Raw genomic sequence first — 26,329 nt, 5'->3', positions numbered from 1 at the left:
ATTGGTTATATGGATAGGGGGTGCAGATCTGGGCGCATCATGCCGCGTCCTCATCCCGCTGGATCGAAACACCGGTGCAGCATTCAGAGGTCAGGAAATCGAGCACCGCCTGTACCGCAGCATAATCCGCCATGTTGTAGACCTCCCTGCCCTTCTTTTGCTGGCTGACCAGCCCGGCATCGACAAGGGTGGACAGGTGATGGGCGAGGGTCGAGGCGGCGATGTTCAGATGTTCTCCGATATCGCCGACGCGAAGGCCTTCCCTGCCCGCCTTGACGAGCAGGCGGAAAATCGAAAGCCGGACATCGTGTCCGAGGGCGGCAAGGGCGCGGGCGTGAGGGCTGCTAATGGTCATACAACCAAAATAACTACAAAACTAGTTTTGTAAAGATGATTCTATTTTGCGTGCCCGACGCGCGTTACGCGAACCGCTCGCGCGTGCGGTTCGCGAAGGCGACCAGCGACAGCATCACAGGCACCTCGACCAGCACGCCGACAACCGTCGCCAGCGCGGCTCCCGAATTGAGACCGAACAGGCTTATCGCGACGGCGACGGCCAGCTCAAAGAAGTTGGACGTGCCGATCAGCGCGCAGGGTGCGGCGATCCGGTGCGGCACTTTCATGGCGAAAGCTGCCGCATAGGCGAGTGCGAAGATGCCGTAGGACTGGATCAGAATCGGCATGGCGATCAACAGGATCACCTGCGGCCGGTCGAGAATGACCTGCCCCTGCAGGCCGAAAAGGATCACCACCGTCGCGATCAGGCCGATGACGGACAGGGGTTTGACACGATCGCGAAACGCCTCGATCCGGGCGGGCGTGCCAAGCTGCTTGCGGGTCAAGATCCCGGCGACAAGGGGCAGGGCGACAAACAGGAGAACCGACAGGACGAGCGTTTCCCATGGCACCGTGATCTCTGCCACGCCCAGCAGGAAGGCGACGATGGGCGCAAAGGCGAAGACCATGACGAGATCGTTTACCGACACCTGCAAGAGCGTGTAGTTTTCGTCGCCCTTGGTGAGCTGCGACCAGACAAAAACCATCGCCGTACAGGGCGCGGCCCCAAGCAGGATCAGACCTGCGATGTATTGCTGCGCATCCTGCGGGTCGATCAGATCGGCAAAGACGAACTCGAAAAAGAAAACGCCGAGCACCGCCATCGTGAAAGGTTTGATCAGCCAGTTGACCGCCAGCGTGATGGCGATGCCCTTGGGCTGGCGGGCAACATCGCGGAGAGAGGCCGGATCGACGCCGATCATCATCGGGTAGACCATCGCCCAGATAAGCACCGCGACCACAAGGTTGACGCTGGCGATTTCCGCCCCCGCGATCAGCCCGACGAGCCCCGGCGACAGGCTGTCCAGCGCGATGCCCGCAATCATTGCCAGAGCCACCCAGAGGCTCAGGTAGCGTTCAAAAATACTCATGCCTTGATAACCGTTTCTTCCGTTTCCTGCAGGCGGCCTGCGGTGAGGGCCGACAGTCCGACCATGACAGCCGCCGTGCCGAGCGTCAGACCAAGACCGCCGATCTGGTAGGTCGCCCCGGAGAGCACCGTGCCAGCCAGCCGTCCGGCCGCATTTGCCATGTAGTAGAACCCGACATCCATTGTCACCCGCTCTGCCTTGGTAAAGGCAAGGATCAGATAGGAATGGAGCGACGAATTGACCGCGAAAATTGCGCCAAACACGAGCAGCCCGATGACAAGAGTGATCGTGAGCCAGCCACTGGGACCGGAGGAAAGCAGCACGGCGACCGACAGCAGCAGCGGCACCACGAACAGCAAGTAGGCCCAGTCCCTTGCCGCTCGGATCAGTTCGCCTTCGGGACGGATGCCCGCCTGCAGGATGCGTGGCGCAAGTGCCTGAACACCGCCATAGAGGATGATCCAGAGCGCCATGAAGGTGCCGATCATGAAAAACGCGGCCCGGTTCCCCTCTTCGGAACCGTCTGACAGCACCGCATAGAAATAGATCGGGATGCCAACCACGAACCAGACGTCGCGCGCGCCGAACAAAAAGACCCGCGCCGCCGAGAGCCAGTTCACATTGGCCGACTTTGAAAAGACCTCGGAGAATTTCGCGCCTTTGCGGCCCTTGGGCAGACCGGGGGGCATCACGAAGAAGAGCGCGACAAGGATGACAGCGAGCACCGCCGCCATGACCAGTACAGCCCAGAGAAAGCCGAGGGTGCCCAGCATGGCCGCGCCTAGCAGGAAACCGACACCTTTTACGGCGTTCTTGGAGCCGGTCAGCACCGCGACCCAGCGAAAGAGACCGCCTTTTTCATTTGGGGCCAGCAGCTTAACCGCGGATTTGGAGGACATCTTGGCCAGGTCTTTGGCCACCCCGGAAAGACCCTGAACGGCCATCACGAAGACAACCGAAGTTGCAATCGTCCATGACGGATCAAGCTGCGTAAGCGCGATCAGGGCCACGATCTGAAGGCCCAGTCCGATATAGAGCGTCGAGGTCAGGCCAAAGCGGGCAGCGACCCAGCCGGCGGCAAGGTTCGTGACCATCCCTGCGATCTCGTAGAGCACGAAGAGATAGGCAAGCTGGACCGGGCTGAACCCCAGCGTATGGAAATGCAAAAGCACCAGCATACGGAGCGCGCCATCGGTCAGCATGAAGGCCCAATAGGCGGCGGTAACGGCCACATAGGCAGAGAGCGCCTGCCCTCTTGCGTCAGCAGATATCAAAGCGAGTCCCCGACCATGCAGGCCACGTCGACCAGCCGGTGCGCATAGCCCATCTCGTTGTCGTACCAGGCAAAGATCTTAACCTGCGTCCCGTTGACCACCATCGTCGACGGCGCATCCAAAATTGAGGATCGCGTGTCATTGGTGTAATCGGCCGACACCAGCGGGCGTTCTTCATACCCGAGGATACCGGAGAGGGGGCCGTCGGCGGCTGCCTTGAAGAACGCGTTGACCTCTTCGACCGTGGTCTCGCGTTCGACCTCGAAAACGCAATCGGTGAGCGAGGCATTCAGCAGCGGGACCCGGACCGCATGACCGTTCAGACGACCGTTCAGCTCCGGATAGATCAGCGTGATGGCGGTCGCGCTCCCCGTCGTTGTGGGGATCAACGAATTCAGCGCCGAACGCGCGCGCCGCAGATCCTTTGCCGGGCGGTCCACGATAGTCTGGGTATTCGTGACGTCATGGATCGTCGTCATCGACCCGTGCCGAATACCAAGGGATTCATGAATAACCTTCACCACCGGCGCGAGGCAGTTCGTGGTGCACGACGCCGCCGTCACGATGCGGTGGCGTTCGGGTTGGTAGATATCGTCATTCACACCAAAGACGATATTGGCCGCATCCCCATCTTTAACCGGGGCGGAAACCACGACCTTTTTAACACCCGCCTCGAAATATGGGGCAAGCTTGGCCTCGGTCTTGAAGACGCCGGTGCAATCTATGACCACATCGACGCCTTCGAGCGGCAGATCGCCAAGATCCTTCTTGCCAATGAACGGCAGGCTCACGCCGTCCACCGTTATAGTGTCGTCATCGTAACTGAAATCCGCCTGCCAGCGCCCGTGTACAGTGTCGAACTCCAGCAGATGCGCATGCATGGCCGGGTCGCCGACGGCATCATTGATCCACGCGACTTGTGCGCCCCTGTCGAGTAGAGGCTTTAGGATCAGCTTGCCAATTCGGCCCAGTCCGTTCAACGCATACACCGTCATGCGGGCTCTCCGGATGTGGTCTGCGCGATATCGTCTACCGCGCGCTGCAGTGAGATTCTGTTGAGCGATTCGATTGGCAGGGCGGCAAAAGCGGCAACGCGCCTGAGCAGCATGCCGTAGGCCTGCTGGAAGGCGAGGCTTTTCTCGGCGGGCGTTCCGGTCGCCTTGACCGGGTCAACCATGCTCCAATGCGCGCTGACAGGCTGACCGGACCACGCCGGACATTCCTCGTTTGCGGCTTGGTTACAGACGGTGAATACGAAATCGAACTCGGGCGCGTCCGGCCCCCGAAATTCAGAAATGTTCTTGGCGCGCAGGGCCGAGGTGTCATGGCCTTTCTGCTTCAACACCTCAAGCGCGAAAGGGTTGAGTTCCGACCGCGGTCTGGTACCGGCGGAATAGACGTTGAAACGATCACCGGCGGTTTCGCGCAGCAAAGTTTCGGCAAAGATCGAACGGGCGGAATTGCCCGTGCAGATGAAGAGAACATTGAATTTACGATCAGACATGATGGTGTCTCCTAGATCGAGGTTCAGGGGTGAGCAGAGTTCTGGACGGCCACGACAGCAATCCAGCAGCAGATATTCGAAAGTCTGTCGCAATGCTGTCATCTCGACAGCGTAACGAAGCGATGTGCCAACCCTTTCCTGCGTCACCAGCCCCGACTGCATCAACGAGGCAAGATAGGCGGAAAGTGTCGATGGTTTGAGATCAAGCGCGTCGGCCAGCTCTCCGGCCGGAACGCGGTCGGGAAAGCGCCGGACCAAAAGCCGGAAGATTGCCAGCCTTTGCGGGTGTCCAAGTGTCGAGAGGCGGAGGGTTAATTCTTTTTCCATACTTCACGAATATATGAAATATGAAGATTCGCAAGTCTTTAACTGGCTGTTAGAAGCCTGCGTAAGTGAACGGGATGCGAAGCTAAAGGACGAGCGCCAGATCGTCGAACCGCAGTTGAAAGCGGCCCCCCAAGTTCAAGATTCTGCTGAGACGCGTTTAGGGAATTTGCTAGGTTTCAGGCGGCTCGCTATCGCCAGGGGCGAAGCCTTATCCAACGGAAAAAGAACATCAGGACAAAGGTGGTCACAATAAGCCCGATCAGGTCACCGATTGCATAGGTCATGACGACCGCGAAAACTCTTTCGGGAAGGATCAGACCCGCGAACACGAGAGATTGCCCGATTGAGTTGATAACGGATGCGAGCATTCCGACGAGCAGCAGCCATTTCCAGTGAATTCGGAGTTTGCGCCCATCATAAAGGTTGTACCCCAGAAGCCTCAACAGTTCGAAAGCCAGGACGGCCGAGGACGCACCTACGACAAGCGACACCAGGATCACCGGATCGGTCACTCTGCTCACATCGGCTGGGGTGAACAGCAGTTCGGCCAAGAACGCTCCGAAGAATAATGGGAGGAACGCCATTCTTCCCGCGAGCCAGGTCGAGAGCACCCTCACTCCGTGTGGAAGATAGACCAGACTGGCGAACGCCGTGATTTCGGGAATGAACCTCGACTGGAGAGGCGTGATCAGCATCGCGGTCAGCCCATGGGCAAGGACATATGCGACAACGATGACGAACCAGTTCTGAAGTACCGGCACCTAGAACCCGTTTGCTTTCCTGCCTGAATCGGACCCGTTTGATCGCTTTTTCAGCGCACTGCGAATGTCAAAATCGGTGCCAAAACCGCCACCGACGAGATCATCGCGGACAACGTAGGATCGAGCCTTGGTTTGCGCCGCGCGTTCCAGAAGGCCAAGACCAAGAAGGGTCCCAATCGCGCGGTAGAAAGTCGCCTGCGCGACCGATTGAAGGAGCTTGTGATGGCGGATCTGGTCTGAACTAATCACATCGCCCGGTTTGTCACACAGACTATGTGCCGCAAGCAAAACGTCTCTTTCAGTACGGGTCAGGTCATCGAAGCCGATGTCCTTTTCAAGCTGGCGCAACATTTCCCGTAATTCAAAAATAGATTTCAACTTATCCATGCCCGCATCCTTCATCATTTTTGAGGCTCGCGTCAATGGCGGGCGACCGGCTCGGTTATCGACCAATTTATCATAATGATAAATTCTTGGCCTTCACGTTTGAACGTGGTATTCTTCAAATGACGTCGTTCCGTGAGTGGTGTCGCGTCTTTATTTAAAATTGCTTCTACCTTGGCGACTACCATCGCCAAGGTAATTTTTTTCGCAGGTAGTGCTTCTCTTGCCGGTGGCAAGAAACCCTGGCCACTAATTGAAGAATGCGTGAGTAGGGACGATCTGCCTGTAAATAGGACATCAGCCGATTAAGCGACTGAAATAGAATTGGAAATTTCAGAAAAAGCGCGAGGGCGACAGAGCTGCCATCGTCTCTGCCGAAAAAGGGCTCGTATCATTCGTGCAGAGTGTTTCTGTCAATTGGGCCAATGCAGGCGCAGTCTGCACGCCATATCCGCCCTGCCCCGCGAGCCAGAAAAAACCCGGAGCGACGGGATCGAATCCCACGACCGGCGTTCGATCCGCTGCAAAGGTCCGCAGGCCCGCCCATGCGTTTTCGACTCGCGTGACCGGCACTGTTACCATCTGTTCATAGCGGTGAAGACCTTCGGCAAGCACCATGTCATCGACCCATGCGTCGTGGGCGTCGACCGGGTCTTCATCCGCCGGGCTGACCATCAGTTTGCCTCCGGTCGGCTTGGCGTACCAGCGTTCTGACGCAGATGCGAACAACGGCCAGGATGCCGGATTAAACCCTTCGGGCGCTGGAAGAATGGCTGCCGACCGCCGCATCGGCGTCAGATCAATATCGGCGGCCTCTGCCATTGCTCCGACATGGCTAGCCCAGGCACCGGCGGCGTTTACGACGATGGGGGCCTTGTAGCTTCCAGATTCGGTTTCAACTGACCATGTCCCGTCCTGCTGCAGGATACTTGTCACCCTGCCGCCGCTTTCCGTCCGGCCACCACGCGTTTTGAAAAGCCGCAGGAAACCGGCAAGCATCCGGTCCACGTCAATATCCTGCGCATCCCATTCAATGGCGGCGGCGTTAATCTTGTCTTGCCGGAGGATCGGCACAAGATCGACGGCCTGTTGCGGGCTCAGCAGTTCCAACCCCGTAGCCCCGGACGCATACTCCGCGAGGTGTTCCAGCTCATCCTCGGCGGCGACAAGCATTTCCCCACGTGGGGTGAGCAGGCTGGTCTCACCGATCTCATCAGGCGTCTCGAAAAAAGACGCCGAGGCCGCGTTCAGCTGGCGCAGGGTCGCGTTGCCATAGTTCCGGATGAAGATCGCGGCTGACCGTCCGGTCGAGTGATAACCGAACTGCTTTTCCGCCTCGAGCAGGATGACCGACATATGCTTGGCCAGTTGGGCGGCGGCGCTGACTCCTGCGATCCCGCCGCCAATGACAATGGCCTCTGCGCCGGTCACAGCGCCTCCTGAAACCCTGTAAGGGTCCGGGTCAGATTGATACCAAGGCTGTCGGATATATAGCCGCCCTCCTGCACGAACAGGATTGGCAAACCCGTTTTGGCAAAGGCCGCGCCGATCCTGGCGAAACCGTCCTGCGTGACGGCGAGCCCTTGGAACGGGTCGTCGATCGCGGCATCCAATCCGAGGGCAACCACGACCACATCGGCACCAAAACTATGGACCCGGGCAAGAGCCGTATCGAGCGTTTTCATGAAACCATTATCCGGGGTCTGGCGCGGCAGCGGCAGGTTAAGGTTATAGCCCAGTCCACGCCCCTCTCCGCGCTCATGCGCGTGCCCCCAGAAGAACGGGTAGAACCGGGCCGGGTCGGCATGAATGGACACGGTCAGCACGTCATCGCGGTCGTAGAATATTCCCTGAGTCCCGTTTCCGTGGTGAACGTCGACATCGACGATGGCTGGCCGCAGGCCTGCCGCACGCAGACGTTCTGCCGCAATTCCGGAGTTATTCAGGAAACAAAACCCACCAGCCAGATCGCCAAAAGCGTGGTGCCCCGGCGGACGCGAGAGGGCATAGACCCCGCGTTCGCCCTTGCAGATCAGATCCGCGCCCGTGATCGCACTCTGCGCCGACCAATAAGCGGCATCCCATGTGCCGGAGGAGATGGGGCAGGCGGTATCGGCCTGATGATAGCCAGCCTGCCCGACAGCCGACTCCGGGTAGCTGTCGGTTCGATTGCCCGGATGGATGTTCGGAATGACTTCCTCGCCCGCGCCTTCGATGCGCTGCCAGCGGGTGTAGATGCTCTCTAGAAAACCGAGGTACTCCGCCGAATGCAGCGCGGCGATCGGACCCAGCCCGGCATCCTCCGGCGTGATAAAATCGCATTCTGCCTTTGACGCGCCTTCGTGCAGGATTTCGATCCGGCGCGGTTGCTCCGGGTTGGGCTTGATCGCGCCATTGGCCATAAAATGCTTGGGATCATGACCCCATTGACGTTCATCAAAAACAGCCTTCATTCTCTTCCTTTCAGCGCCGTACAACCGGCTTCATCCAACATCATCTTGGTTTGTTCATCACTCGGTCGAAAACCGAGGCGATCGTAGAATTGACGTGCATCAAGGTTGGAATTGTACACGTCCAGCTTCATGAATTTCGCGTTCCACACCTGTTTGCCGTCCCGAAGCGCGGCGGCGAGCAGGCCCTTGCCCACGCCTTTTCCACGCACAGACGGCGCAGTCCACAGGTCCGAGACATAAATCCCGGCGCTGCCGAAAACGGTCGAGACATACGGCGAATAGAGCGCGACGCCGACGACTTCGTCCTCGGTTTCGGCAAGGGTGGCACGACAGACAGGGTTCTCGCCCCAACCAAGTTCGCGAAGAGCCGTCACGCTGGCCCGGTGGGTATCGCCCAGCTCTCGCGACAGCTTGGCAAGTGCCGCGTTCAGCGCCTCAGCGTCTTCGACCGTCGCATTCCGGTAGCTCAGCATTGCATCATCACCCTGTCGGCGCCCTTCAGAACAAGCATCTGACGCGCCTCATCGGGCGTCGCCACGCTGCGCCCGAGGTCTTCGACAATGCGCCTGATCTTAATCACCTGTTCGGCATTGCTGCTGGCAAGCTGTCCGCGTTCGATCATCAAGCTGTCTTCCAGTCCGACCCGCACATGTCCGCCCATGGCGGCGGCCATCGCGGCGAAGGGCATCTGGTGGCGACCCGCAGCCAAAACGGAAAACACGTAGTCATCGCCAAAGAGCTTGTCTGCCATCCGTTTCATGTGGCTGAGGTTTTCAGGATCTGCCCCCATGCCACCCAGCACGCCAAAGACGAATTGGATGAAAAAGGGCGGCTCGATCAGGCCGCGATCTGCGAAATGGCGCAGCATGTAGAGATGCCCGACATCGTAGCATTCAAACTCGAACCGGGCACCGCGTTCCGCCCCCAGTTCGGTCAGGATCCGCGCTATGTCGCGTGGCGTGTTCTTGAAAACGAGATCATCCGAGCCTTCGAGAAACGGCTTTTCCCAATTATACTTCCATTCGGATATGCGTTTCGCAGCCGGGTAAAGGGCGAAATTCATCGTCCCCATGTTAAGCGAGCACATCTCGGGCGCGATCTGTCGCGGAGCGGCAAGCCTTTGGTCCAGCGTCATCACTGCACTGCCGCCTGTCGAGATATTGAAAACCGCATCTGTCGCGTCCCGGATCGACGGCAGATAGGCCATGAAATCGGCAACGCCTGCCGAGGGCTGACCGGTTTCTGGGTCGCGGGCATGCAGGTGAAGGATCGATGCCCCCGCCTTTGCCGCATCGACCGCCTGCCGCGCGATCTCATCCGGTTTGAACGGCAGATAGGGCGACATGGACGGCGTATGAATCGAACCCGTTACCGCGCAGGTGATGAGGATTTTGGACATGGGTCAGGAAGCTCCCGCCGCGACGTGTAGCTCGTGGACGAACTGTTCCAGCGAGCCATCGAGCCCTTCGATGATTTCGTCGAGATGGCCGTCATTCAGGATGAGCGGCGGGCACACGAGGATATGGTCGCCCTCGTACCCGTCATGGGTTCGGCGGGAATAAACGATCAAACCGCGTTCGTAGGCGATATCTACGAAACGCTGATAGGCGTTCAGATCACGCGACAGGGGCGTTTTTGCATCCCTGTCGGACATGAATTCGAATGCGGTCAAAAGCCCCTTGCCGCGAACATCTCCGATGATCTCATGTTTTTGCTTCAACGCCTGCAAGCGGGTCATGAGCTTTTCCCCCATTCGTGCCGCGTTGTCACAGAGACCCTGGTTTCGGATTTCACCGACGACGGCCAGTCCCGCAGCACAGGCAAGCGGGTTGCCCGCATAGGTGAAGCCATGGGCAAAACCGCCCGCATCCAGAACCGGTTCTACCAGACGCTCATCCACGATCATCGCGCCCAGCGGTACATAGCCCGAGCCGATCCCCTTGGACATCACAACGATATCCGGGCGGGTTCCCCAATGTTCGCACCCAAGGAAAGTCCCGGTCCGCCCCGCACCGGTCATGACCTCGTCCATGATCAAAAGCACGTCGTAACGGTCACAGATCTCGCGTATGCGCTCCATATAGCCCTTAGGTGGCACAAGCGCGCCGGTCGAAGCACCGCCGACCGGTTCGACGATAAAGGCCAGAACGGTCTCGGGACCTTCGGCAAGGATCTGTTCTTCGAGCATGTCGGCATAATGGTGGCCGGTCGCCTCATCATCTAAATCCAACCCGTCGAGATAGGCCCGTGGCGCGGGAACTTTCGGCATGATGCGCATCATAGGCTTAAAGGGGCCAGTCAGGGCGGCATAGCCTGTCACCCCGAGTGCACCTAGGGTGCAGCCATGATAACTTGGCTGGCGCGAGATTACCTTCCAGCGACTGCCCTGCCCGGTTGCCAAGGCATGCTGACGCGCCATCTTGAGTGCGCTTTCGACGGCTTCGGAACCGCCCGAGACAAAGAACACCCGCGTCAGATACTCGGGCATCAGTTCGACCAAGGACGCGGCCAGTTTTTCCGAGGCCTCGGTTTCGAAATGCAGGCGGTAGCCAAAGGTGGATTTTTCCATCTGCCGCCGCATTGCCGCCAGCACATTGCTGTTGGAATGGCCAATGTTGCAAACCATCGCGCCGGAAGACCCGTCAAGGTAACGCTTGCCGTCCGTGTCCCACATATAGACGCCGCGCGCCTGATCCAGCATGGGTTTCCGGCCACGGCCCTGATAAAAGAGGTTGCTCATCTCAAGCTCCGGGTAAAGCGGCGCAGTCCTTGGCGCGGAAGGCTGCGGTGACCTCCGTGCCCTCTGGGAATGGGCGCTCATCGATCAGGTTGATTGCCTGCAACTGGGTATCGCCCGTACGGATGAAATAGCGAACGGTCTGCCCTTGGTAATCCACGGTTTCGACAGTCGCGGGTGCAGTGATCATACCCGTTGTATCGGCACCCGGGGGCAGCAAAGTCAGCTTTTCCGACCTGAGAACGAGTTTCGCGGGGCCATTGTCCAGACCCGATGCCTTGCTTGCGGGCACGGGAACCGTACCGAACAAGGATGTTTCGACCGCAACATCACTGCCGCTCTTCCCGAGGCATGTGCCTTGGAGGATGTTCGACGCTCCAAGGAAATTGGCGACGAATTCGCTGGCGGGTGCGTTATAGACCTCTTCGGGGGTGCCGACCTGCTCGATGCGTCCCGCACTCATCACGACGATCTTGTCTGACATGGCGAGCGCTTCGGACTGGTCATGCGTCACGAAAACCGTCGTCACCCCGATCTTCGATTGAATGCGTTTCAACTCGACCCGCATGTCTTCGCGCAGGTTCGCATCCAACGCGGAAAGCGGTTCATCCAGCAAAAGCACGTCCGGTTCAATGACAATGGCGCGCGCCAGCGCGATGCGCTGCTGCTGCCCACCGGAAAGCGCCTTGGGATACCGGTCGCCGACGTCCGGCAATTGCACGAGGTCTAGCGCTGCCTGTACACGGCTAGCGACCTCGGACTTCGGCACATCCCGGTATTTTAGGCCGAAGGCTACGTTTTCGGCGACTGTCTTATGGGGAAACAGGGCATAGTTCTGGAACACGATACCAAGATTGCGCTTGTGGATCGGGATATCGTTGACACGTTTGCCCCCGATCTGGATTTCGCCCTCGGTCGGGTCGAGTAACCCGGCGATCATCCGAAGATTGGTTGTTTTGCCGCAGCCCGACGGCCCCAGCAGGGTGACGAAATCGCCCTCGGGGATTTCGAGATTCGCCTGATGGACCGCCGTGAAGGTGCCGAACCGCTTCACGATATTCTTGAGGGTGACAGAACTCACGTGGATGATCTCCGAATGGAAGTGCCCCTTCCCTTGCGGGAAAGGGCTTTGGGTTCAGTAGCCTTTCTGGACGCGGCCGAAGGTCTTAGACCATTCAGCTTCGTTGCCGTTCCAATAATCGGGATCGGCAAAGGTCAGGCCTGACAGGGTGCCTGTCGGGTCAAAGGCGGGCAGTGTGGGGATCTTGTCGCCAAGGTCGACCTGTTGCGGATCAAGCGCGGGCGGATAATTCTGCCCCTCGGCCACGGCGATCGAGGTTTCCGGCGCCAGCATGAAGTTCAGAAGCTCTTCGCAGGCCTCCATGGGCGAGCCTTTCATGACGAAAAGGCATTCCTGCCATCCAAAGCCATTCGGGGGATCCATATAGCCGATGTCATGCCCTTGCTCCTGCAATGCGTAAATGCGGCCCGACCAGCCTTCGGTGACATAGATTTCCTCTTCGGCAAGAAGGCTCATAAGCTCGGCACCCGAGGTCCAGTACTTGAGCGACAGGTCACGATGGGTGCGGATCGCATCCCAGACAGCATCCATATCGGTGGCGCCGTTCGGATCCTGACCGGTCTGGAGCGAGGCATACCAGATCCGCGTGCGCCAGTCGCTCCAACCCGCGATCTTGCCCTTGTAGGCCTCATCGATCAGGATCTTCGCGCCTTTTTCCTTCATCTCTTCGTCCGAGATATACTTGCGGTTGTAGGCAAGACCCGTCGTTCCATAGTCATAGGGCACACAGGACAGCGCTCCGTCGGAGACGTTGCGGAAGACGTCAACCAGCTTGGGAATGACGAATTTCAGGTTCGGAATATTTTCTTCGTTCAGGGTCGAGGCGAGGCCGAGGTTGTAATACCGGGCATAATCGAAGACGCCCGAGAGGTGTGCGATGTTGTATTCGCCTTCCTGGCTGGCTTTCACGCGGCTGAGGTATTCGTCGCCGCCGCCGAATGTACCGTCAACCACAGGTATCCCGGTTTTTTCCGTAAACGGGTCAAAGGCGTACTCACGGAAGGCTTCGGATACGACGCCACCCCAGCCATCAAAGCGCACCTGATCGGCCGCCGCATGGGCGTATTTGGCAAATGGTGTCTGAACGCCATAGGCCAGCCCTGCCAAGCCGATCATGCCCAGAAAGCTGCGCCGGTCGAGATCGCCGTTCATATAGCGTTCGCGCAAGCGTTCGTATCGGGTTGTGTTATCCATCTTCTTGGTCATTTCTCACTCCTTGTCGGTATGGTTTGTTGGGTGTTTGCGGTTCTACGTGCCGCTTTTCTTGGAAATCTGTCTTGCGATGGCCGCGCCCAGCAGCGGCAGGCCGACCGTCATTGCGATCATCACCGTGCCCAGCGCGTTGATCTCGGGGCTGATCGAGTTGCGCAGCATCGCGAAAATCTGTGTCGGGACCGTTTCCACGCCTCCGGGCTTCCAGAATAGGGTGCCGGTGATGTCGTCGAAACTGATTGTGAAAGCGAACAACCCGCCCGCCAGCACAGCGGGCATCATCAGCGGCAGGGTGATCTGAAAGAAGGTCTGGCGCGGGCTGGCGCCCAGGCTCATAGCAGCCTCTTCGACGTCGCGCTTGATCGAAATCAGCCGGGCCTGAACGACAAGGATCACAAAGGGCAGCGTGAAGATCACGTGACCGAACAAAAGCAGGGTAAAGCTTTTGTTGATCCCGAGGAAGTTGAGAAACAGCAGCAGGGCAACAGCGAGAACGACCTCGGGCACGAGTATCGGCGCAATCAGAAGTGTTGAAATCGCATTGGCGCCGGGCACGCGGTAGCGAACCAAGGCAAGACTTGCCAGGACGCCAAGGGTCGTGGAGATAATCGCCGTCAAAAGGCCGAGTATGATCGACGTGCGGAACGCGCGCAGGATCGCGTCGTTATTGGCGAGTTCGATGAACCAGCGAAACGACAGGCCGGTCATCGGGAAGCTGCCGAACTGGCTGGCGTTGAAGCTGAGCAGCACGACAACCGCCACCGGCAGGAACATGAAGATGTAGACGAGGATCGCCCAGCCCCGGATCAGTTGCCACCCCATCAGCCCAACCCCTTCATCAGCTGCGCCATGCCGAGATAGCGGTTGTAGATCATGACCAGTACCCCAAGCACCGCGAGCAGCATCAGGCTTAAAGCAGAACCCAGCGGCCAGTTGAGCTGGGTGATGATCGCCTCGAATACGAGGTTGGCGAACATCGCGTCACGCGGCCCGCCCAGAACCAGTGGCGTGATATAGGTTCCCGCCCCCAGCACGAAACACAGCAGACCACCGGCCGCCAATCCGGGCAGCGAAAGAGGCAGCGTCACCTGCAAAAAGGTTTCCCACCGAGTCGCACCAAGCGAGTTGGCCGCATCCTCGAGATTGGTATCGATGCCTTCGAGACTGACAAAGACGTTCAGCACCATGAAAGGCAGTAGAAAGTGAACCAGCCCGAGGATCACGGTCGTTTCATTGTAGAGCATCTGGATGGGGTCCGTGATGATCCCGATCCAAAGCAGAAAGGTGTTCAACGCGCCGGACACGCCAAGAATGTTGATCCAGCTCATCGTCCTGATGATGTAGCTGATCCAGAACGGCAGCATTAGCATCAGCAGAAGGATCGCCTTGTTGCCCTTGGACCGGGCAATGAAATAGGCGGCCGGATATCCCATCAGTGCGCAGACGAGCGTGGTGATGGCCGCGATGCGCAAGGTACTGAAAAGTATGTCGCGGTAGAAGGTGTCGGTCAGCGCCTCGCGCCAGTTGTCTAGGTAGAAACCCGCCTGATCCGCCCCTGTCGCCGTGCGCAGCCAGAAGCTGTAGACCAGAATGAAGAGCAGCGGCACGAAGAGAAACAGCGCAACCGCCGTCAGTGCGGGGCTGAGCAGAATCCACGGCTGGCGCGCCTCTCGTGCTTCTACGGACATGTGATCTCGCGTTCCATTTCAGAATGAGAAAAGGATTGCGAAACGCTTAACCATAGATCAAATAGATAATTAGTATTATCAATATTGGCCTGAACTATAATGCGTCAAGAACCGTTCCTTGATCCCAAGTTGAAACCGGACAGGATTGCGCGCGAACTCGACTGGAATTTGCTACGGACCTTTGTCGTTCTGGCCGAAAGCAGGTCTGTTTCCGAAGCGGCACATAAGCTGAGTCTCAAGCAGCCATCTGTCTCTACCGCATTGAAAAGGCTAGAAGATCGGCTTGGTCGAAAGCTGATCAATCGCTCACCCGGGCATTACACCCTGACCGATGCGGGGCGTTTGCTATATCGAGAGGCGCTCGACATCAACGGATCGGTTCTGCGGCTTTCGACCTTGATGCGCGAGCTTACAGACGAGGTGCAGGGTCACGTTCGGCTGATGGCGGCAAGCCATGTGGTGTGCCCGCTATTTGATCAGGTGCTCGCGGATTTTCACGGCAGGCACCCGAATGCCCGCCTGACAATAGAAGTTGAATCGAGCGCGGATGCGATTTCAGAGGTCGCTGCGAAACGGGCCTCCTTTGCCGTCTGCCTTGTCAAGGATCACAACCCCGGCCTTGAATACCGGCGCTTGTACCGGGAATTCTTTGGCCTGTTCTGCGGCCCGCCACATCCGCTTTTCGGAAAGAAGGATCTGACTCAGGCGGATCTGGCCGGGCACAGTTCGGTCAGTTTCGAAACGGACCGGCTTCAGGATGTGTTGAGACCGGTGACACTCATGCGGGCACAGGCCGAACTTGGGCAGAAGATCACCGGCCTGTCGAGCCATCTTGAGGAAGTCCGGAGGATGATCGTCGCTGGCCTGGGAATCGGCCCGCTGCCCGTTCATGTTGCCGCGCGGGACGTCGCCGACGGGCATTTGTGGCAGGTGCCACCTTTCGACAATCTGCCGGCAATCGACGTGCACGTGGTCTGGAATCCGAAAGCCATCAAGAACAGGGCGGAAGAGCTTTTGCTTGAGGCATTGTTGGAGGCCATTGAAACGGTGCCCATCGAAGAACGAACCTACCAGTAAATCCCGTTTTCCATCGTTGACCTGCTGGTTGTTCCGGCGTTCACATTGAACCCGGGATAACGAAACCGGATCAGGCAATCATGGGCAACGACATTTCCGACACGACCATTCCGATCATCGACGCAAGGGAGATCGCCTCGGGCGACAGGGCAACCGATGCAAAAATTGCGGCTGCGGCCAAGGATGCGGGCTTTATGCGCCTATCGCACGTGGACGAGGCGCTGGGGCTGTCGTCGCACTTGCGGCCCGAACTGCTGAAATTCTTTGACCTGCCTACGTCCGAGAAGAGCAAGCTCGCGCGCCGCAAATTCGCCCCCGAACATCCAAATGTTTATCGCGGGTATTTTCCGCTGCAGAGCGGCCAACCCACCTACAAGGAGGGGATCGACATCGGGGCGGATGCAGTCGACAGCGCTCGTACAGGTAGTTTTGGCGATCCGCTGCTCGAGCCAACTCCGTGGCCTGAAAACGCCGATGATTGGCGTGAGAGTGTCGCCGAATATTACGTCGCGATGGAAGGTCTTGGCCGCATGCTCCTTGCCGCGCTTGCCCGTGGTCTGGAGCTTGACCCCGCCCTCATGACGCCGCTTTTCGACTCCTCGAATTCCACGCTTCGGCTGATCCGCTACCCGGAACGATCGGCGGAATCACTGCCTGAAGATCTTACACAGGTTCAGGTCAGCTCGGGGGATCCGCGCTGGCTGGTTGGCGGCGCCCATACTGATTCCGGCTTTGTCACCTTGCTCTGGCAGGACGACAACGGCGGCTTGCAGGCCGAGGCGCATAATGGCGACTGGATCGATGTCCCGTCGACCGCAAACGGGCTGGCGGTCAATTTCGGTCAACTGCTGGAGCAGTGGACCGGCGGACAGGTTCGGGCGACACGGCACCGCGTGCTTGGCGGCTTGCGGGAAAGAGTCTCGATCCCCTTCTTCTTTGAGCCGGCGGTCGATGCTATCATCGAACCGCTGCCTCTTGCCGGGTGCGAGCCTTTTGCACCCTTTGCTTACGGAGATTTCCTCTGGGACCACATGTCAAAATTCATCGAGTTTCAGGGCGTAGAGCGCGCCGCGTGATAGCCGGGTGCGCCGACGGACAGGCACATGCGGAATGCCGAGCCGAGACTAGTCTTTTAACCCTCAACGACGGTCGATCACTTTTGGAAATAACGCGCTTAGCAGCGATTGTGACCCGCATTCATCGTTGAGAGACAGACAAGGAAACAATGCATTGATCCAGTCCGACGTTGCTGAAACCCGCGCCAGCCGGAACTTTACTCTTATACTTGTTATTCTCCTAATCTGGACGATCATCACAATTTTCGGGGCGAGACTGATCTATTCTGGCGATGTTTCGCTGGGCGATGTCGTGAAGACCGGCATTGCATGGCAAATCTTTGCAGCGGCGCTTTTCCTCGTTTGCGTCATTCGGTTTTTGAACTGGCGCGATCTGGGCTTGCGCGGGCCCCAATCGGGCACGCTGAGGCTGCTGTGGCTGCCATTTCTGATCCTCGCGATGATGGGAATTCTGGCGGTTCTTTCGGGACTGCCGCCGGTTCCCGTCGTCGTCATGATCCTGCTCAACACGTTTCTGGTGGGCTTTTCCGAAGAAGTAATGTTCCGCGGCATCTTCTACTCCGCACTTCGGGACAGGCTGCCGATCTGGACCGCTATCATCTGGACAAGCGCGACCTTTGGTGCTGTTCACGTTCTCAATGGATTCGTGACCGGCGATTTCGGCACGGCGACGGTACAGGCTATCGCGGCAGCAGCCAGTGGGCTGGTGTTGATCGCGATAAGGCTTCGCACCGGATCGCTATGGATTGCGATTGCATATCACGCCCTCTGGGACTGGATCCTTTTTGTTGGGATTGCTGGCTCTGCAGGGCCGGTGCCCAAGCAGGTCGGCGCGACCCCGTCCATTGCCGTAATGCTCCTTCCCTTCTTGCTGGTGCTCCCCAATGCGCTCTACGCGCTTTGGCTATTACGGGGCGTGGGACGATCTCTGCCGTTGAGCGACCCGAAGGCCCTTTGAGCGCGAGATCGGACAGATCGCCTGCGTTTTAGCCAAACGTTCGGACCCAACCGACGTTACTTACGAGAGTTCTCATTGCCCGAGCATATTCCCAACTTTTCAATCAGGAATACTATCCTAGAAACGATGCGACGGACACTGGCGGCGCACCGGCAAGGACGGGAAATCTTTGCAGGCCCGCTGTTCGCAGGAGCGTTGTCCTTTAGCAGCATCCTGTCGCTACCCTTTGCCCTGAATGAGCTGGAACAGGATCTGCTCGCCGCCATCGACGGCGATCCGGCAACGCCGGTCCAATCCGCCCAGCTGGCAGGGCTCGCCCGGTGAAATGGATTTTCCTTGTATTAGGACTGCTTTCAGTCATGGCAGTGTCCCTGACCCTCGGCGTCAGAAGCCTCGCCTTTTCAGACTACGCCGCGGCTTTCACCAATTCTGATCAGTACGACCCGGATCATGTCACCGTTGTTCATATTCGGCTGCCGAGAATGATCGCTGGGGGAGCGCTTGAGGCGGCTGGCAGCCTGATGCAGGCGCTGACCCGCAATCCCCTTCCCAATCCCGGGCTGCTTGGTGTCAATGCCGGCGCAGCCTTTGCCCTTATTATCTCTTCGGGCAGGCAAGCCAAAGCAATATCGCTTTACTTGCGTTTCCCGGCGCGGCACTCGCTGCGATGGCAGTCTTTGGCCTTGGCAGCAGGCTCTAGGGGGATGCCGGGCCGGTGCGCCTGACGCTGACCGGGGCCGCGTTGAATGCGCTGCGGCTGTCTCTGGTGACGGGTGTCGTGCTGATCCGTCAGGATTCACTCGAAATCCTGCGCTTCTGGGTCGCTGGGTCTCTTTCGCAGGCAACGGTCAGTCTTTATCTTCATCGCACGCAGCCTGCGCCCCGGGGCAACTGCGTGAGAGGCCCTGTACTTCTAAGCATATTACTAGGGGCCACATACTCGGCGGCAATATCGATTGGTCAGGTAGATATGGCGCGCATGACCTCCTAACCCTTCTGGCTACCGGAAAAGGTCCCGGCGCGCTGATCCTGGATACAATTCGCGGCCCTCGAGTTGCGACCGCATTGGGAGCGGAGGCCGTATTCGGTCTTTCCGGCGCACTTTTCCAGACCCTGTTCCTAAATCCACTGGCAGCGCCGGATAGGCGTGATGACCGGCCTAATCGGGGCACCATATCTGCTTTGGCTTCTGTCTCGTGAAATGGAAAGGGACGAATTATGACCCGGAGAGCTGAAAACCTGTCGCTCGGGTATCATGATCATATCGCAATCAACGATCTGGCCATCGAATTGAAGCGCGGCGATATGACAACGATTCTAGGCCCCATCGGTTGCGGGAAATCGACTTTCCTGAAATCGCTGGCACGGTTGGTGAAGCCGTTGAATGGGCGCGCCACATTGGAGGGTCGAGACATCCACGCCCTGAACAGCCGATCATCGCCACGCGAGATGGTGTTCCTGCCGCAAACTCGCCTCGCCCCAGATGGCATCACTGTCGGTGATCTTGTCAAACGGGGCCGGACAACGTGGAGAGGTTTTCTCTCCCCGTGGAGCGAGCACGATTCGCAAGCCTCAAAAATGCGCTGGATGTCGTGGGATTGACCGAAATGGCGGATCGTCCGGCGCAGGAACTGTCGGGCGGCCAGCGTCAGCGAACATGGATTGCGTTGGTTCTGGCACAGAATGCACCGCTTTTGTTGCTGGACGAACCGACGACCTATCTGAAGCTGGTGCATCAGATCGATTTGCTCAGCCTGCTTCGCAAGTGGAACGTGGATGATGGCCTGACAGTCATCAGCGTGCTGCACGACCTGAGCCTCGCCGCCCGCTTCTCGGACACGCTGATCCTGCTGGGCCAATATGGGTTAGTCGCCGCCGGAACACCGGAACAGGTCATCACGCCAGAAAATCTGGAAATGTCCTTTGGCCTAAAATCGCAGGTGATACCCGATCCCGTGAGCGGCCGCCCGATGATCGTCCCGCTGAAAGCGAATAAAAGCCCAACTATCGCCAGAAGAAAAGCCTGTACACCTATCTGGCGAGTTCGGATAGACGGAGAATTTTGATCTAGTTGGTCAAGGCGACGCTGGCCAATTAGCTCATGCAGCAATCAATAACATCGAAAGAATTCTTGCTGGTCCAGAGCAAAGATCAAAGATGTTGTCAGCTGCAGGATGTGTACGTGCAGGAATAAAATCTTAATGATCTTTAAGCCACTCATCGCGACCGTTTTTCCATTTAATGCAGGATCGGCTACTACAGGAGTGAAAATCGCTGGGCTCGTGAATTATAAACTTTTGGCGAGTTAACCGTCGTCGCCGTGATGTCTTCCAGACCATACCGACTTCCAATGATACATCTTCGAATATTTAATACAAACTCTGCGACAGTTGTAGTTGAGGTCTGCTATGCCCCGCGAACTGGCAGCTATTCTTCAGGTTTGCAACGCTCCAATGGGTCACTGACAATAAGGGCCGTCTGAATGGCACTTTGGGCTTCATAGTGCGATATAAATCCTGCTTTCAACATTTCCGTCAGCACGAAATTTCTGCGCTCAACCGCTCGTTCGTATGACCTAACTGGATGGAAATGGATTGGAGATTTGGGCAGTGCTGCTAAGTAAGCGATTTCCTCAAGTCTTAGATCATCAATAGGTTTTCCAAAATACGCCAAGGCTGTGCCAAGAATGCCAAAGCAATTTTGCCCTAGGAAAATCTGGTTCACATACCAGTTCAAAACCTCTTCATGTGAGAGTGTTTCACCTATCACAAATGAAAGTGCTATTCTTTGGAGTTTCCCATCTCTTGGTTGAAGGTACCAACGTCCGATCAGCTGTGTGATGGTAGAGTTTTGAGGTGGACGTTTAAAGAAATAGCGATCCTCTGCCGCGACAAATGCAAGTTGCGCGGTGCGGGGTATCGTCGGCCAATTGGTCGCTAATTTTTGGTAGTGTTTACGTACTTGATCAGGGCTTGGAAGCTCTGGTACCGTGGTGTCGCCTCTGGCAACCACCGCCGAGACAATGATGACAAAAATACTGAAAAGTAGTTTCTGAGAAGGACTCATAAGGAAGCCTATCAAACAGGTTTTTTTTTTGGAGAATGAGGCCAAACAAGTCCGATTGCCAGTCAACCCACGGAACGCAATTACAGTTTTTTCTCAACATCCGGAAAGTCACCGTTCGCGCATCCGCAGAGAAGGCGAACTTTGTCCCACATAGCGGACCTCTTGAATGAAAACGGGTCGTGACCGATTACAGCCCACCTCTGCCTTTTAGCCTAGAGATTTCTGACTATACGCAGAAGCATTTTGGCCGCCAACGTCAAGGCCAGAGGCACCCAAGGACAAGGCCGAACCACCTGCTCAGAGGATAGATGCCCAAAGGCGACGGGCAACGCGCGCGCCCTGAACCTAGAAGCCCGAAACTGCAAACAGTTCCCAGCAAACGCAGACGACACCAAACGCCGGCCCGCCCTGAAAGTTGGCGATCACTGTAAACGAAATTTTCCATAAGCTGAGATTAGGGCAGTCGTGCGTACATCATCGACTGCACGTTTATTCCCACGTTGACGCTCGCTTTGTTAGACTGGTTATTCGGAGAGCCGTCCCGTTCCTGTCGCGCTCCTTTGAATCGCGATCATGAAGGCAACTTACGGGCTTCGGAAAAAGAAACGAGACGACGTCCGGCCTCATCCCAGAGTGCGAGCTTTGCGCAACCCAGGCTCTCATAGAACGTAATTCTTCCAACCTCGTTGAACTGGACGTTGTCGCGAAGAACTTCGGGCAGTCGGTAGAATGGGATGCGGCTGGCGAGGTGATGGATATGATGTGCACCGATGTTCCCGGTCATCCATGTCAGAATTGGCGGTAAAACGTAGTGGGACGAGCCACGATACGACGCGTCCTGCACCGTCCACTCTGTATCCTGATCCCAATATGTCTCTTCGAACTGATGCTGAACATAGAAGAGCCATGTGCCGACAATCGCCGCGAGCACCATCATGGGCAGGTAGACGAAGACCAGCACCGGAACGCCACCCAGCAGGTAAAGCGATCCGAGCAGAGCGATGATTGCGCCATCGGTGCCAAGGGCACTTTTCCACTCTCCCCGTCGTGCCTTCAGGGGATTGGGCGGAACACGGTTCCAAATCAGGAAATTGAATGTCGCGATGAACCCGAAGAGCACCAACGGATTCCGTAGAAGTCGGTATCCGGCTCGCGCCACCAACGACCTGGAGCGATATTCGGCGATCGTTAGGGTGGGGATGTCCCCCGTCCCGCGATGGTCGAGGTTACCGGTCGTCGCGTGATGAAGCGCGTGGTTCTGTTTCCACATGGCGTACGGGGTTAGCGTCAGCACGCCGATAATCCGCCCGCACCATCCGTTCCAGAACCGGGACGAGAAGAAAGCGCCGTGTCCGCAGTCATGCTGGATCACGAAGAGACGGATGACGAAGGCTGCGTTGGTCAGCGACATGCCGACCGAAAGCCACGGGCTGATCGCGAGGGACCACCACGACAGGGCAAAGATGAAAGCGAAGGGGAGTGCCGTAACGACCAATTCAAAACGACTGCGCGACGGAATCGGGGTCCGATAAGCTGCGAGGCGACGACTCCAAGACAGCGCCGAACCTCGAGTCGGACTCGGTCCGAGGACTGTTGGTCGAGGATCTGTGTGTGGAAGAGATTGGTGTGCCGGGTGCCTGTCAGGGCACCCGGCTATGCTCGGATCAGGCGAGCGCGAGATTGGTCGCGCTCTCTCTGTTGTCGCGGCCCGATTCGACGTCGAAGGTAACCTTCTGAGCGTCGGCAAGACCGGTCAGGCCTGCGCGTTCGACGGCCGAAATGTGGACGAAGACGTCACGTCCGCCTGTCTCGGGCTCGATGAAGCCGAAGCCTTTAGTTGCGTTGAACCATTTCACGGTGCCATTGGCCATATCCGTGATCTCCTATTCTTGGTGCTGCCCGCAGGATGCGGCAGCCCGGCAATATCAGACTGAGTGATCGACTGAAGCCGGTTGAACGGAGGCAGAGGGTCGCAGAAAAACGTTAGCCAACCTCATGTGGATGTTTCCAGGGCAAAAAGCAAGTACACGGTTTCAGAAAATAGCGTGTCTTTGAGAAAGACTGAACGATACGACGCATTATCTGACAGTTCCCTTGAGGCAAGAGGGTATCTTTGAAAACAAAGCCGTGCAAAGCTGCTTCATGATTGCACTCGTACCCAAGCCTGGCGACTTTCAAAGGGTCCTCAGGCGCATGCTGAACCGTGCAGAGGGTTTGGGACGAACCGAAATCGCCATAAATGCGCAGGACTTGGACGAGGAAGTTGACGGCTATCCTGGTGCCAGTCACCGCGTGGCCATGTGCTGTGATGCCATGGTCGCGGAGATGTGGTCCGACGACAATTTGCTAAGCGCTCCGCCCGATGGAATTGGCCAATCGTTGACCATAAACTTCCGGCTGCCGCGTCGATGGCAAAGGTAGGAATTATGTTTTAGTAGTGGCGCCTAAAAGACGCCAGACGGAAATCGACGTGGGCTGTAGCGGTCGCGCGGCAGCCGCTGAGACGGCGAGAGAGCGGCAAAAATTTTTCAGTTACGTTTTCCGAATTCTCATCGAAGCCTTTTACACGCAACTGTCCCTTCAGGAATGCCACAAGATTGGGAATCTACTGGCACGCCTTGAAGTCTGGTGCGAGTCCTGAATTGGCGCAAATCGACGATCTCGAGAGATCCATCGTAAGTACTGGGCCGACGATGCATCGCCGAGAAAACACCTAGGCGAATTCGGGCGTAGAGGCCGGTCGCAGACCGACAAAAAAGTCCTAAAGGTTCAAACCGCTACGCCACATCGATCCAGAAAGGTCCGTCGTGGGGCGTATCACGCAAGGCTGGACGCCTGAACAGAAGGGCACCTAACCTCAGCGTCAAAAGGGAGAACGATTCAGATCTGGGACACGCCCAGAAGCGCGCGGAGAGGGTCGCGACCAATCTCGCGCCCGCCTTCCAACTTTGCAGCAACCGCAGCACGGTTCGCAGCAGAGCGCGTCTGCTCGACCTTGGAGACCCCGACAACCGTTTCGATGTGAATACGGAATCCGACGATCCGGAGCATCATTCTATCTATATCGCGCTGTTCAATGCGATCCAACTGCCATGTACCGCCGATACGACGTTCGGATTGGGAGACGATATTGAGCATTAGAGCCATCATCTCCTCCTCGGTTTCGATCAACTCTATCGGGCCGCGCACCTGAACCGACTGGTAAATCCACGTGGGTACATCCTCATCTTCCACATACCACGCCGGTGACACATAAGCTGATGGGCCGGTGAAAACCGCGAGTGCCTGAGTTTCTGAACCAACGCTTGCGGCTTGGGGATTGGCACGGGTGATGTGACCGACGAGTTTGCCACAGTCCGCTTGTCCGTTTTCGAAATAGAGCGGCGTGTGGGTTGCTTCGGTGATGCCTGCCTCACCCTGAGTGACCAGCAAGGAGAACGGTTCGGATAAGATCATCGCTCGCGCGGCGTCTTCGCCCATCTTGTAGGGCGCCGGAACATAGGGGCGACGAATTGACTGTGTCATAGGCTGGTCGCTTCCCGTGCTCTGACAGCCACGATGTGGCCTGCTTTGGCCTCAACAAGATGATAAGGGTCGTCAGGGCGTGTCGCATCGTAGTAGTCGGTCACGTCACTGTCGTCCTGCGGCAGCTCTGTCTCGGCAAGCATAACCCCGTCCTCACTCTGTTGAAGCCGCGGGGAAGCGCTTAGCAGCAGCCGGGTATAGGGATGACGGGGCGCGGCAAAGAGGTCTGGCGTCGCCGCCGACTCCATCAAGCGACCATTGTGCAGAACGTAGAGCCGGGCGCAAAGCTGCTCGACGATGTGGAGATCGTGGCTGACGAACAGACAGGCAAAGCCAAATTCTGCCTGTAGCCGTTTCAAAAGAGAAAGGATCTGTGCCTGAATCGTCACGTCGAGGGCCGAAACCGGTTCGTCCGCGATGATAAGATCCGGTTTCGCAATCAGCGCCCGGGCAATGGCGACCCGCTGACGTTGCCCCCCAGAGAGTGCATGCGGGAATCGGTTTGCCATTTCGCGAGTCAGCCCGACTGCCTCCAGCATTTCCTCGACCGCACGTTGCCGCTCGGCCCGGCTCAGGCTGGTGTCATGGCGCAGACCCTCGCGGATGATACGGCCAATCCGCATCCGGGGATTCAGCGAAGAAAATGGATCCTGGAAAACGACCCGAATACGCTGACGCAGTTTGCGCTCTTCCGCCGATGACAGGCTACCCAATTCACGCCCGTCAAAGGTGACACGCCCGCCGACGCTTGGGGTCAGACCGCAGACCGCTCGCCCGATGGTGCTCTTGCCGCTGCCGGATTTACCGACGAGACCAACAAATTCGCCCGGCGCAACCGTCAGCGAGACATCGCGTACCGCATGGTGAACCTTCCCGCCAACAAGGCCCAGCCAGCCTTTTTCCGTGAAATCGACGCTCAGGTTCTCGATCTTCAAGAGCGGTTCCCCTTCACGTCCGGCAACCGGAGCTGGCACGCCAAGTTGTGCGGCCTCGAGCAGCCTTTGGGTGTACGGATGCTGCGGGCGCGTCAGAACCTTTTGTGTAACCCCGCTTTCTACCAGTACGCCCTGCTCCATCACAGCGATCCGGTCGGCATAGCGCGCCACGACGGCGAGATCGTGAGAGATAAGGATCACAGCCGTACCATTGGCCCGGGCTAATTCCTCCATGATATCCAGCACCTCACGTTGAACCACCGCGTCGAGCGCTGTCGTCGGCTCGTCGGCAATGAGCAGTTTCGGCTGAAGCATCATCACCGAGGCGATCATGATCCGCTGTCGCATCCCGCCCGAGAATTCGTGCGGATAGTGATTGAGCAGCGTCTCTGGCCGGTCCAGCCGAACCTGTCGCAGCATGTCGAGCGCCCGTTCGCGGATCTGGCTCTCGGAAAGGTCGGTATGCAACCGCATCGCCTCGAACATCTGTTCACCAATGCGCATCGTCGGGTTCAGCGACGAAAGCGGCTCTTGGAAGATCAGCCCGATGGAACGTCCGCGCAGCTTGCGCAATGCCTCAGGGCTCGTTGGAGAAGTTATTTCCTCACTACCAAACCGGATATGGCCTTGGGTAACGCGCCCGGGTTCGGGCAGTAATCCAAGAATCGAGCGCCCGATCATGCTCTTGCCGCTCCCCGACTCTCCGACCAACGCAAGTACTTCGCCCTGCTTGACAGTCAGGTTCACGCCCTTGACCACCGCAGCATGCCCGAAAGAAATCTCCAGGTTCTCAACGGCAAGGAGGACATCGCCATCTGAGCTTATGTTCCTTGACTGGGTCATG

The 26,329-nt window shown here is 57.7% G+C and carries 29 protein-coding genes; 8 read left to right on the top strand and 21 right to left on the bottom strand.

From position 1 onward, the window contains the following. Positions 1 to 37: 37 nt before the first annotated feature. The 16 genes from MF268_RS19275 to MF268_RS19200 form a co-directional block, all read right to left on the bottom strand. A complete protein-coding gene (locus MF268_RS19275) occupies positions 38 to 355 on the bottom strand; it encodes an ArsR/SmtB family transcription factor (RefSeq protein ID WP_238372484.1) in 318 nt (105 codons plus the stop codon). A 64-nt stretch (positions 356 to 419) separates the two neighbouring features. Then, the gene (arsB, locus tag MF268_RS19270; protein WP_238372483.1) at positions 420 to 1,427 is read right to left on the bottom strand and encodes an ACR3 family arsenite efflux transporter; all 1,008 of its coding nucleotides are present in this window, start codon (positions 1,425 to 1,427) and stop codon (positions 420 to 422) included. Beyond that, complete coding sequence (arsJ, locus tag MF268_RS19265; protein WP_273545082.1) at positions 1,424 to 2,701, bottom strand: organoarsenical effux MFS transporter ArsJ; 1,278 nt, start codon at positions 2,699 to 2,701, stop codon at positions 1,424 to 1,426. Before arsJ ends, arsB begins: the two co-directional genes overlap by 4 nt. Beyond that, positions 2,698 to 3,696: an ArsJ-associated glyceraldehyde-3-phosphate dehydrogenase gene (locus tag MF268_RS19260; RefSeq protein ID WP_238372482.1), complete on the bottom strand. Its 999-nt coding sequence runs from the start codon at positions 3,694 to 3,696 to the stop codon at positions 2,698 to 2,700. Before MF268_RS19260 ends, arsJ begins: the two co-directional genes overlap by 4 nt. Next, positions 3,693 to 4,532 (bottom strand): arsenate reductase/protein-tyrosine-phosphatase family protein, encoded by an 840-nt coding sequence (locus tag MF268_RS19255; protein ID WP_238372481.1) that lies wholly within the window; start codon positions 4,530 to 4,532, stop codon positions 3,693 to 3,695. Before MF268_RS19255 ends, MF268_RS19260 begins: the two co-directional genes overlap by 4 nt. 188 nt (positions 4,533 to 4,720) lie before the next feature. Then, positions 4,721 to 5,293 carry a hypothetical protein gene (locus tag MF268_RS19250; RefSeq protein ID WP_238372480.1) on the bottom strand — a complete coding sequence of 191 codons (573 nt, stop codon included), beginning with the start codon at positions 5,291 to 5,293 and terminating at the stop codon, positions 4,721 to 4,723. Then, positions 5,294 to 5,698, bottom strand: a complete 405-nt coding sequence (locus tag MF268_RS19245; RefSeq protein WP_337926821.1) for a hypothetical protein — start codon at positions 5,696 to 5,698, stop codon at positions 5,294 to 5,296. A gap of 312 nt (positions 5,699 to 6,010) precedes the next feature. Further along, complete coding sequence (locus tag MF268_RS19240) at positions 6,011 to 7,108, bottom strand: NAD(P)/FAD-dependent oxidoreductase (protein WP_238372479.1); 1,098 nt, start codon at positions 7,106 to 7,108, stop codon at positions 6,011 to 6,013. Beyond that, entirely contained in the window at positions 7,105 to 8,130 is a 1,026-nt protein-coding gene (locus MF268_RS19235; protein WP_238372478.1) for a histone deacetylase family protein, read from the bottom strand. The genes MF268_RS19240 and MF268_RS19235 overlap by 4 nt, the downstream gene beginning before the upstream one ends. Further along, positions 8,127 to 8,603 carry a GNAT family N-acetyltransferase gene (locus tag MF268_RS19230; protein ID WP_238372477.1) on the bottom strand — a complete coding sequence of 159 codons (477 nt, stop codon included), beginning with the start codon at positions 8,601 to 8,603 and terminating at the stop codon, positions 8,127 to 8,129. Before MF268_RS19230 ends, MF268_RS19235 begins: the two co-directional genes overlap by 4 nt. Continuing rightward, positions 8,597 to 9,529, bottom strand: a complete 933-nt coding sequence (gene kce, locus MF268_RS19225) for a 3,5-dioxohexanoate:acetyl-CoA acetone transferase (RefSeq protein ID WP_238372476.1) — start codon at positions 9,527 to 9,529, stop codon at positions 8,597 to 8,599. The genes MF268_RS19230 and kce overlap by 7 nt, the downstream gene beginning before the upstream one ends. Before the next feature lie 3 nt (positions 9,530 to 9,532). Next, on the bottom strand, positions 9,533 to 10,870 hold the full coding sequence (locus tag MF268_RS19220; protein WP_238372475.1) for an aminotransferase family protein: 1,338 nt from the start codon (positions 10,868 to 10,870) through the stop codon (positions 9,533 to 9,535). 1 nt (position 10,871) lies between these two features. Further along, positions 10,872 to 11,948 (bottom strand): ABC transporter ATP-binding protein, encoded by a 1,077-nt coding sequence (locus MF268_RS19215; RefSeq protein ID WP_238372474.1) that lies wholly within the window; start codon positions 11,946 to 11,948, stop codon positions 10,872 to 10,874. Positions 11,949 to 12,002: 54 nt separating this feature from the next. Then, positions 12,003 to 13,142 (bottom strand): extracellular solute-binding protein, encoded by a 1,140-nt coding sequence (locus tag MF268_RS19210; protein WP_337926823.1) that lies wholly within the window; start codon positions 13,140 to 13,142, stop codon positions 12,003 to 12,005. Positions 13,143 to 13,196: 54 nt separating this feature from the next. Next, on the bottom strand, positions 13,197 to 13,982 hold the full coding sequence (locus tag MF268_RS19205; RefSeq protein ID WP_238372472.1) for an ABC transporter permease: 786 nt from the start codon (positions 13,980 to 13,982) through the stop codon (positions 13,197 to 13,199). Beyond that, positions 13,982 to 14,848 (bottom strand): ABC transporter permease, encoded by an 867-nt coding sequence (locus MF268_RS19200; protein WP_238372471.1) that lies wholly within the window; start codon positions 14,846 to 14,848, stop codon positions 13,982 to 13,984. The genes MF268_RS19205 and MF268_RS19200 overlap by 1 nt, the downstream gene beginning before the upstream one ends. A 99-nt stretch (positions 14,849 to 14,947) precedes the next feature. Between MF268_RS19200 and MF268_RS19195 the strand changes: the two genes are divergently transcribed. The 8 genes from MF268_RS19195 (at position 14,948) to MF268_RS25270 (ending at position 20,025) form a co-directional block, all read left to right on the top strand. Continuing rightward, entirely contained in the window at positions 14,948 to 15,925 is a 978-nt protein-coding gene (locus tag MF268_RS19195) for a LysR family transcriptional regulator (RefSeq protein WP_238372470.1), read from the top strand. Positions 15,926 to 16,005: 80 nt separating this feature from the next. Further along, a complete protein-coding gene (locus MF268_RS19190) occupies positions 16,006 to 17,001 on the top strand; it encodes an isopenicillin N synthase family dioxygenase (RefSeq protein ID WP_238372469.1) in 996 nt (331 codons plus the stop codon). Between the two features lie 154 nt (positions 17,002 to 17,155). Next, entirely contained in the window at positions 17,156 to 17,959 is an 804-nt protein-coding gene (locus MF268_RS19185) for a CPBP family intramembrane glutamic endopeptidase (RefSeq protein WP_238372468.1), read from the top strand. Positions 17,960 to 18,085: 126 nt separating this feature from the next. Further along, positions 18,086 to 18,283 carry a hypothetical protein gene (locus MF268_RS19180; protein ID WP_238372467.1) on the top strand — a complete coding sequence of 66 codons (198 nt, stop codon included), beginning with the start codon at positions 18,086 to 18,088 and terminating at the stop codon, positions 18,281 to 18,283. Next, a complete protein-coding gene (locus MF268_RS19175) occupies positions 18,280 to 18,684 on the top strand; it encodes an iron chelate uptake ABC transporter family permease subunit (protein ID WP_238372466.1) in 405 nt (134 codons plus the stop codon). Before MF268_RS19180 ends, MF268_RS19175 begins: the two co-directional genes overlap by 4 nt. 91 nt (positions 18,685 to 18,775) lie before the next feature. Further along, entirely contained in the window at positions 18,776 to 19,159 is a 384-nt protein-coding gene (locus MF268_RS25280) for an iron chelate uptake ABC transporter family permease subunit (protein WP_273545096.1), read from the top strand. An 18-nt stretch (positions 19,160 to 19,177) separates the two neighbouring features. Beyond that, on the top strand, positions 19,178 to 19,561 hold the full coding sequence (locus MF268_RS25275) for an ATP-binding cassette domain-containing protein (protein WP_273545081.1): 384 nt from the start codon (positions 19,178 to 19,180) through the stop codon (positions 19,559 to 19,561). 5 nt (positions 19,562 to 19,566) lie between these two features. Continuing rightward, positions 19,567 to 20,025 carry an ABC transporter ATP-binding protein gene (locus MF268_RS25270; RefSeq protein WP_273545095.1) on the top strand — a complete coding sequence of 153 codons (459 nt, stop codon included), beginning with the start codon at positions 19,567 to 19,569 and terminating at the stop codon, positions 20,023 to 20,025. 361 nt (positions 20,026 to 20,386) lie between these two features. On the opposite strand, the gene MF268_RS19165 is transcribed toward MF268_RS25270, so the two are convergent. The 5 genes from MF268_RS19165 to MF268_RS19145 form a co-directional block, all read right to left on the bottom strand. Next, complete coding sequence (locus tag MF268_RS19165) at positions 20,387 to 21,025, bottom strand: transglycosylase domain-containing protein (protein WP_238372465.1); 639 nt, start codon at positions 21,023 to 21,025, stop codon at positions 20,387 to 20,389. A 571-nt stretch (positions 21,026 to 21,596) separates the two neighbouring features. Then, entirely contained in the window at positions 21,597 to 22,520 is a 924-nt protein-coding gene (locus tag MF268_RS19160; RefSeq protein WP_238372464.1) for a fatty acid desaturase, read from the bottom strand. A 169-nt stretch (positions 22,521 to 22,689) separates the two neighbouring features. Continuing rightward, positions 22,690 to 22,896: a cold-shock protein gene (locus MF268_RS19155; protein WP_238372463.1), complete on the bottom strand. Its 207-nt coding sequence runs from the start codon at positions 22,894 to 22,896 to the stop codon at positions 22,690 to 22,692. A gap of 1,009 nt (positions 22,897 to 23,905) precedes the next feature. Then, positions 23,906 to 24,550, bottom strand: coding sequence for an FMN-binding negative transcriptional regulator (locus tag MF268_RS19150; protein ID WP_238372462.1), 645 nt, complete (start codon positions 24,548 to 24,550; stop codon positions 23,906 to 23,908). After that, on the bottom strand, positions 24,547 to 26,328 hold the full coding sequence (locus tag MF268_RS19145; RefSeq protein ID WP_238372461.1) for an ABC transporter ATP-binding protein: 1,782 nt from the start codon (positions 26,326 to 26,328) through the stop codon (positions 24,547 to 24,549). The genes MF268_RS19150 and MF268_RS19145 overlap by 4 nt, the downstream gene beginning before the upstream one ends. Position 26,329 lies beyond the last annotated feature (1 nt).

This window comes from Heliomarina baculiformis (assembly GCF_019966545.1).
GTDB classification, from domain to species: domain Bacteria; phylum Pseudomonadota; class Alphaproteobacteria; order Rhodobacterales; family Rhodobacteraceae; genus Heliomarina; species Heliomarina baculiformis.
The sequence above is the reverse complement of the archived record's forward strand: the minus strand, read 5'-3'. Positions and strand labels throughout refer to the sequence as shown.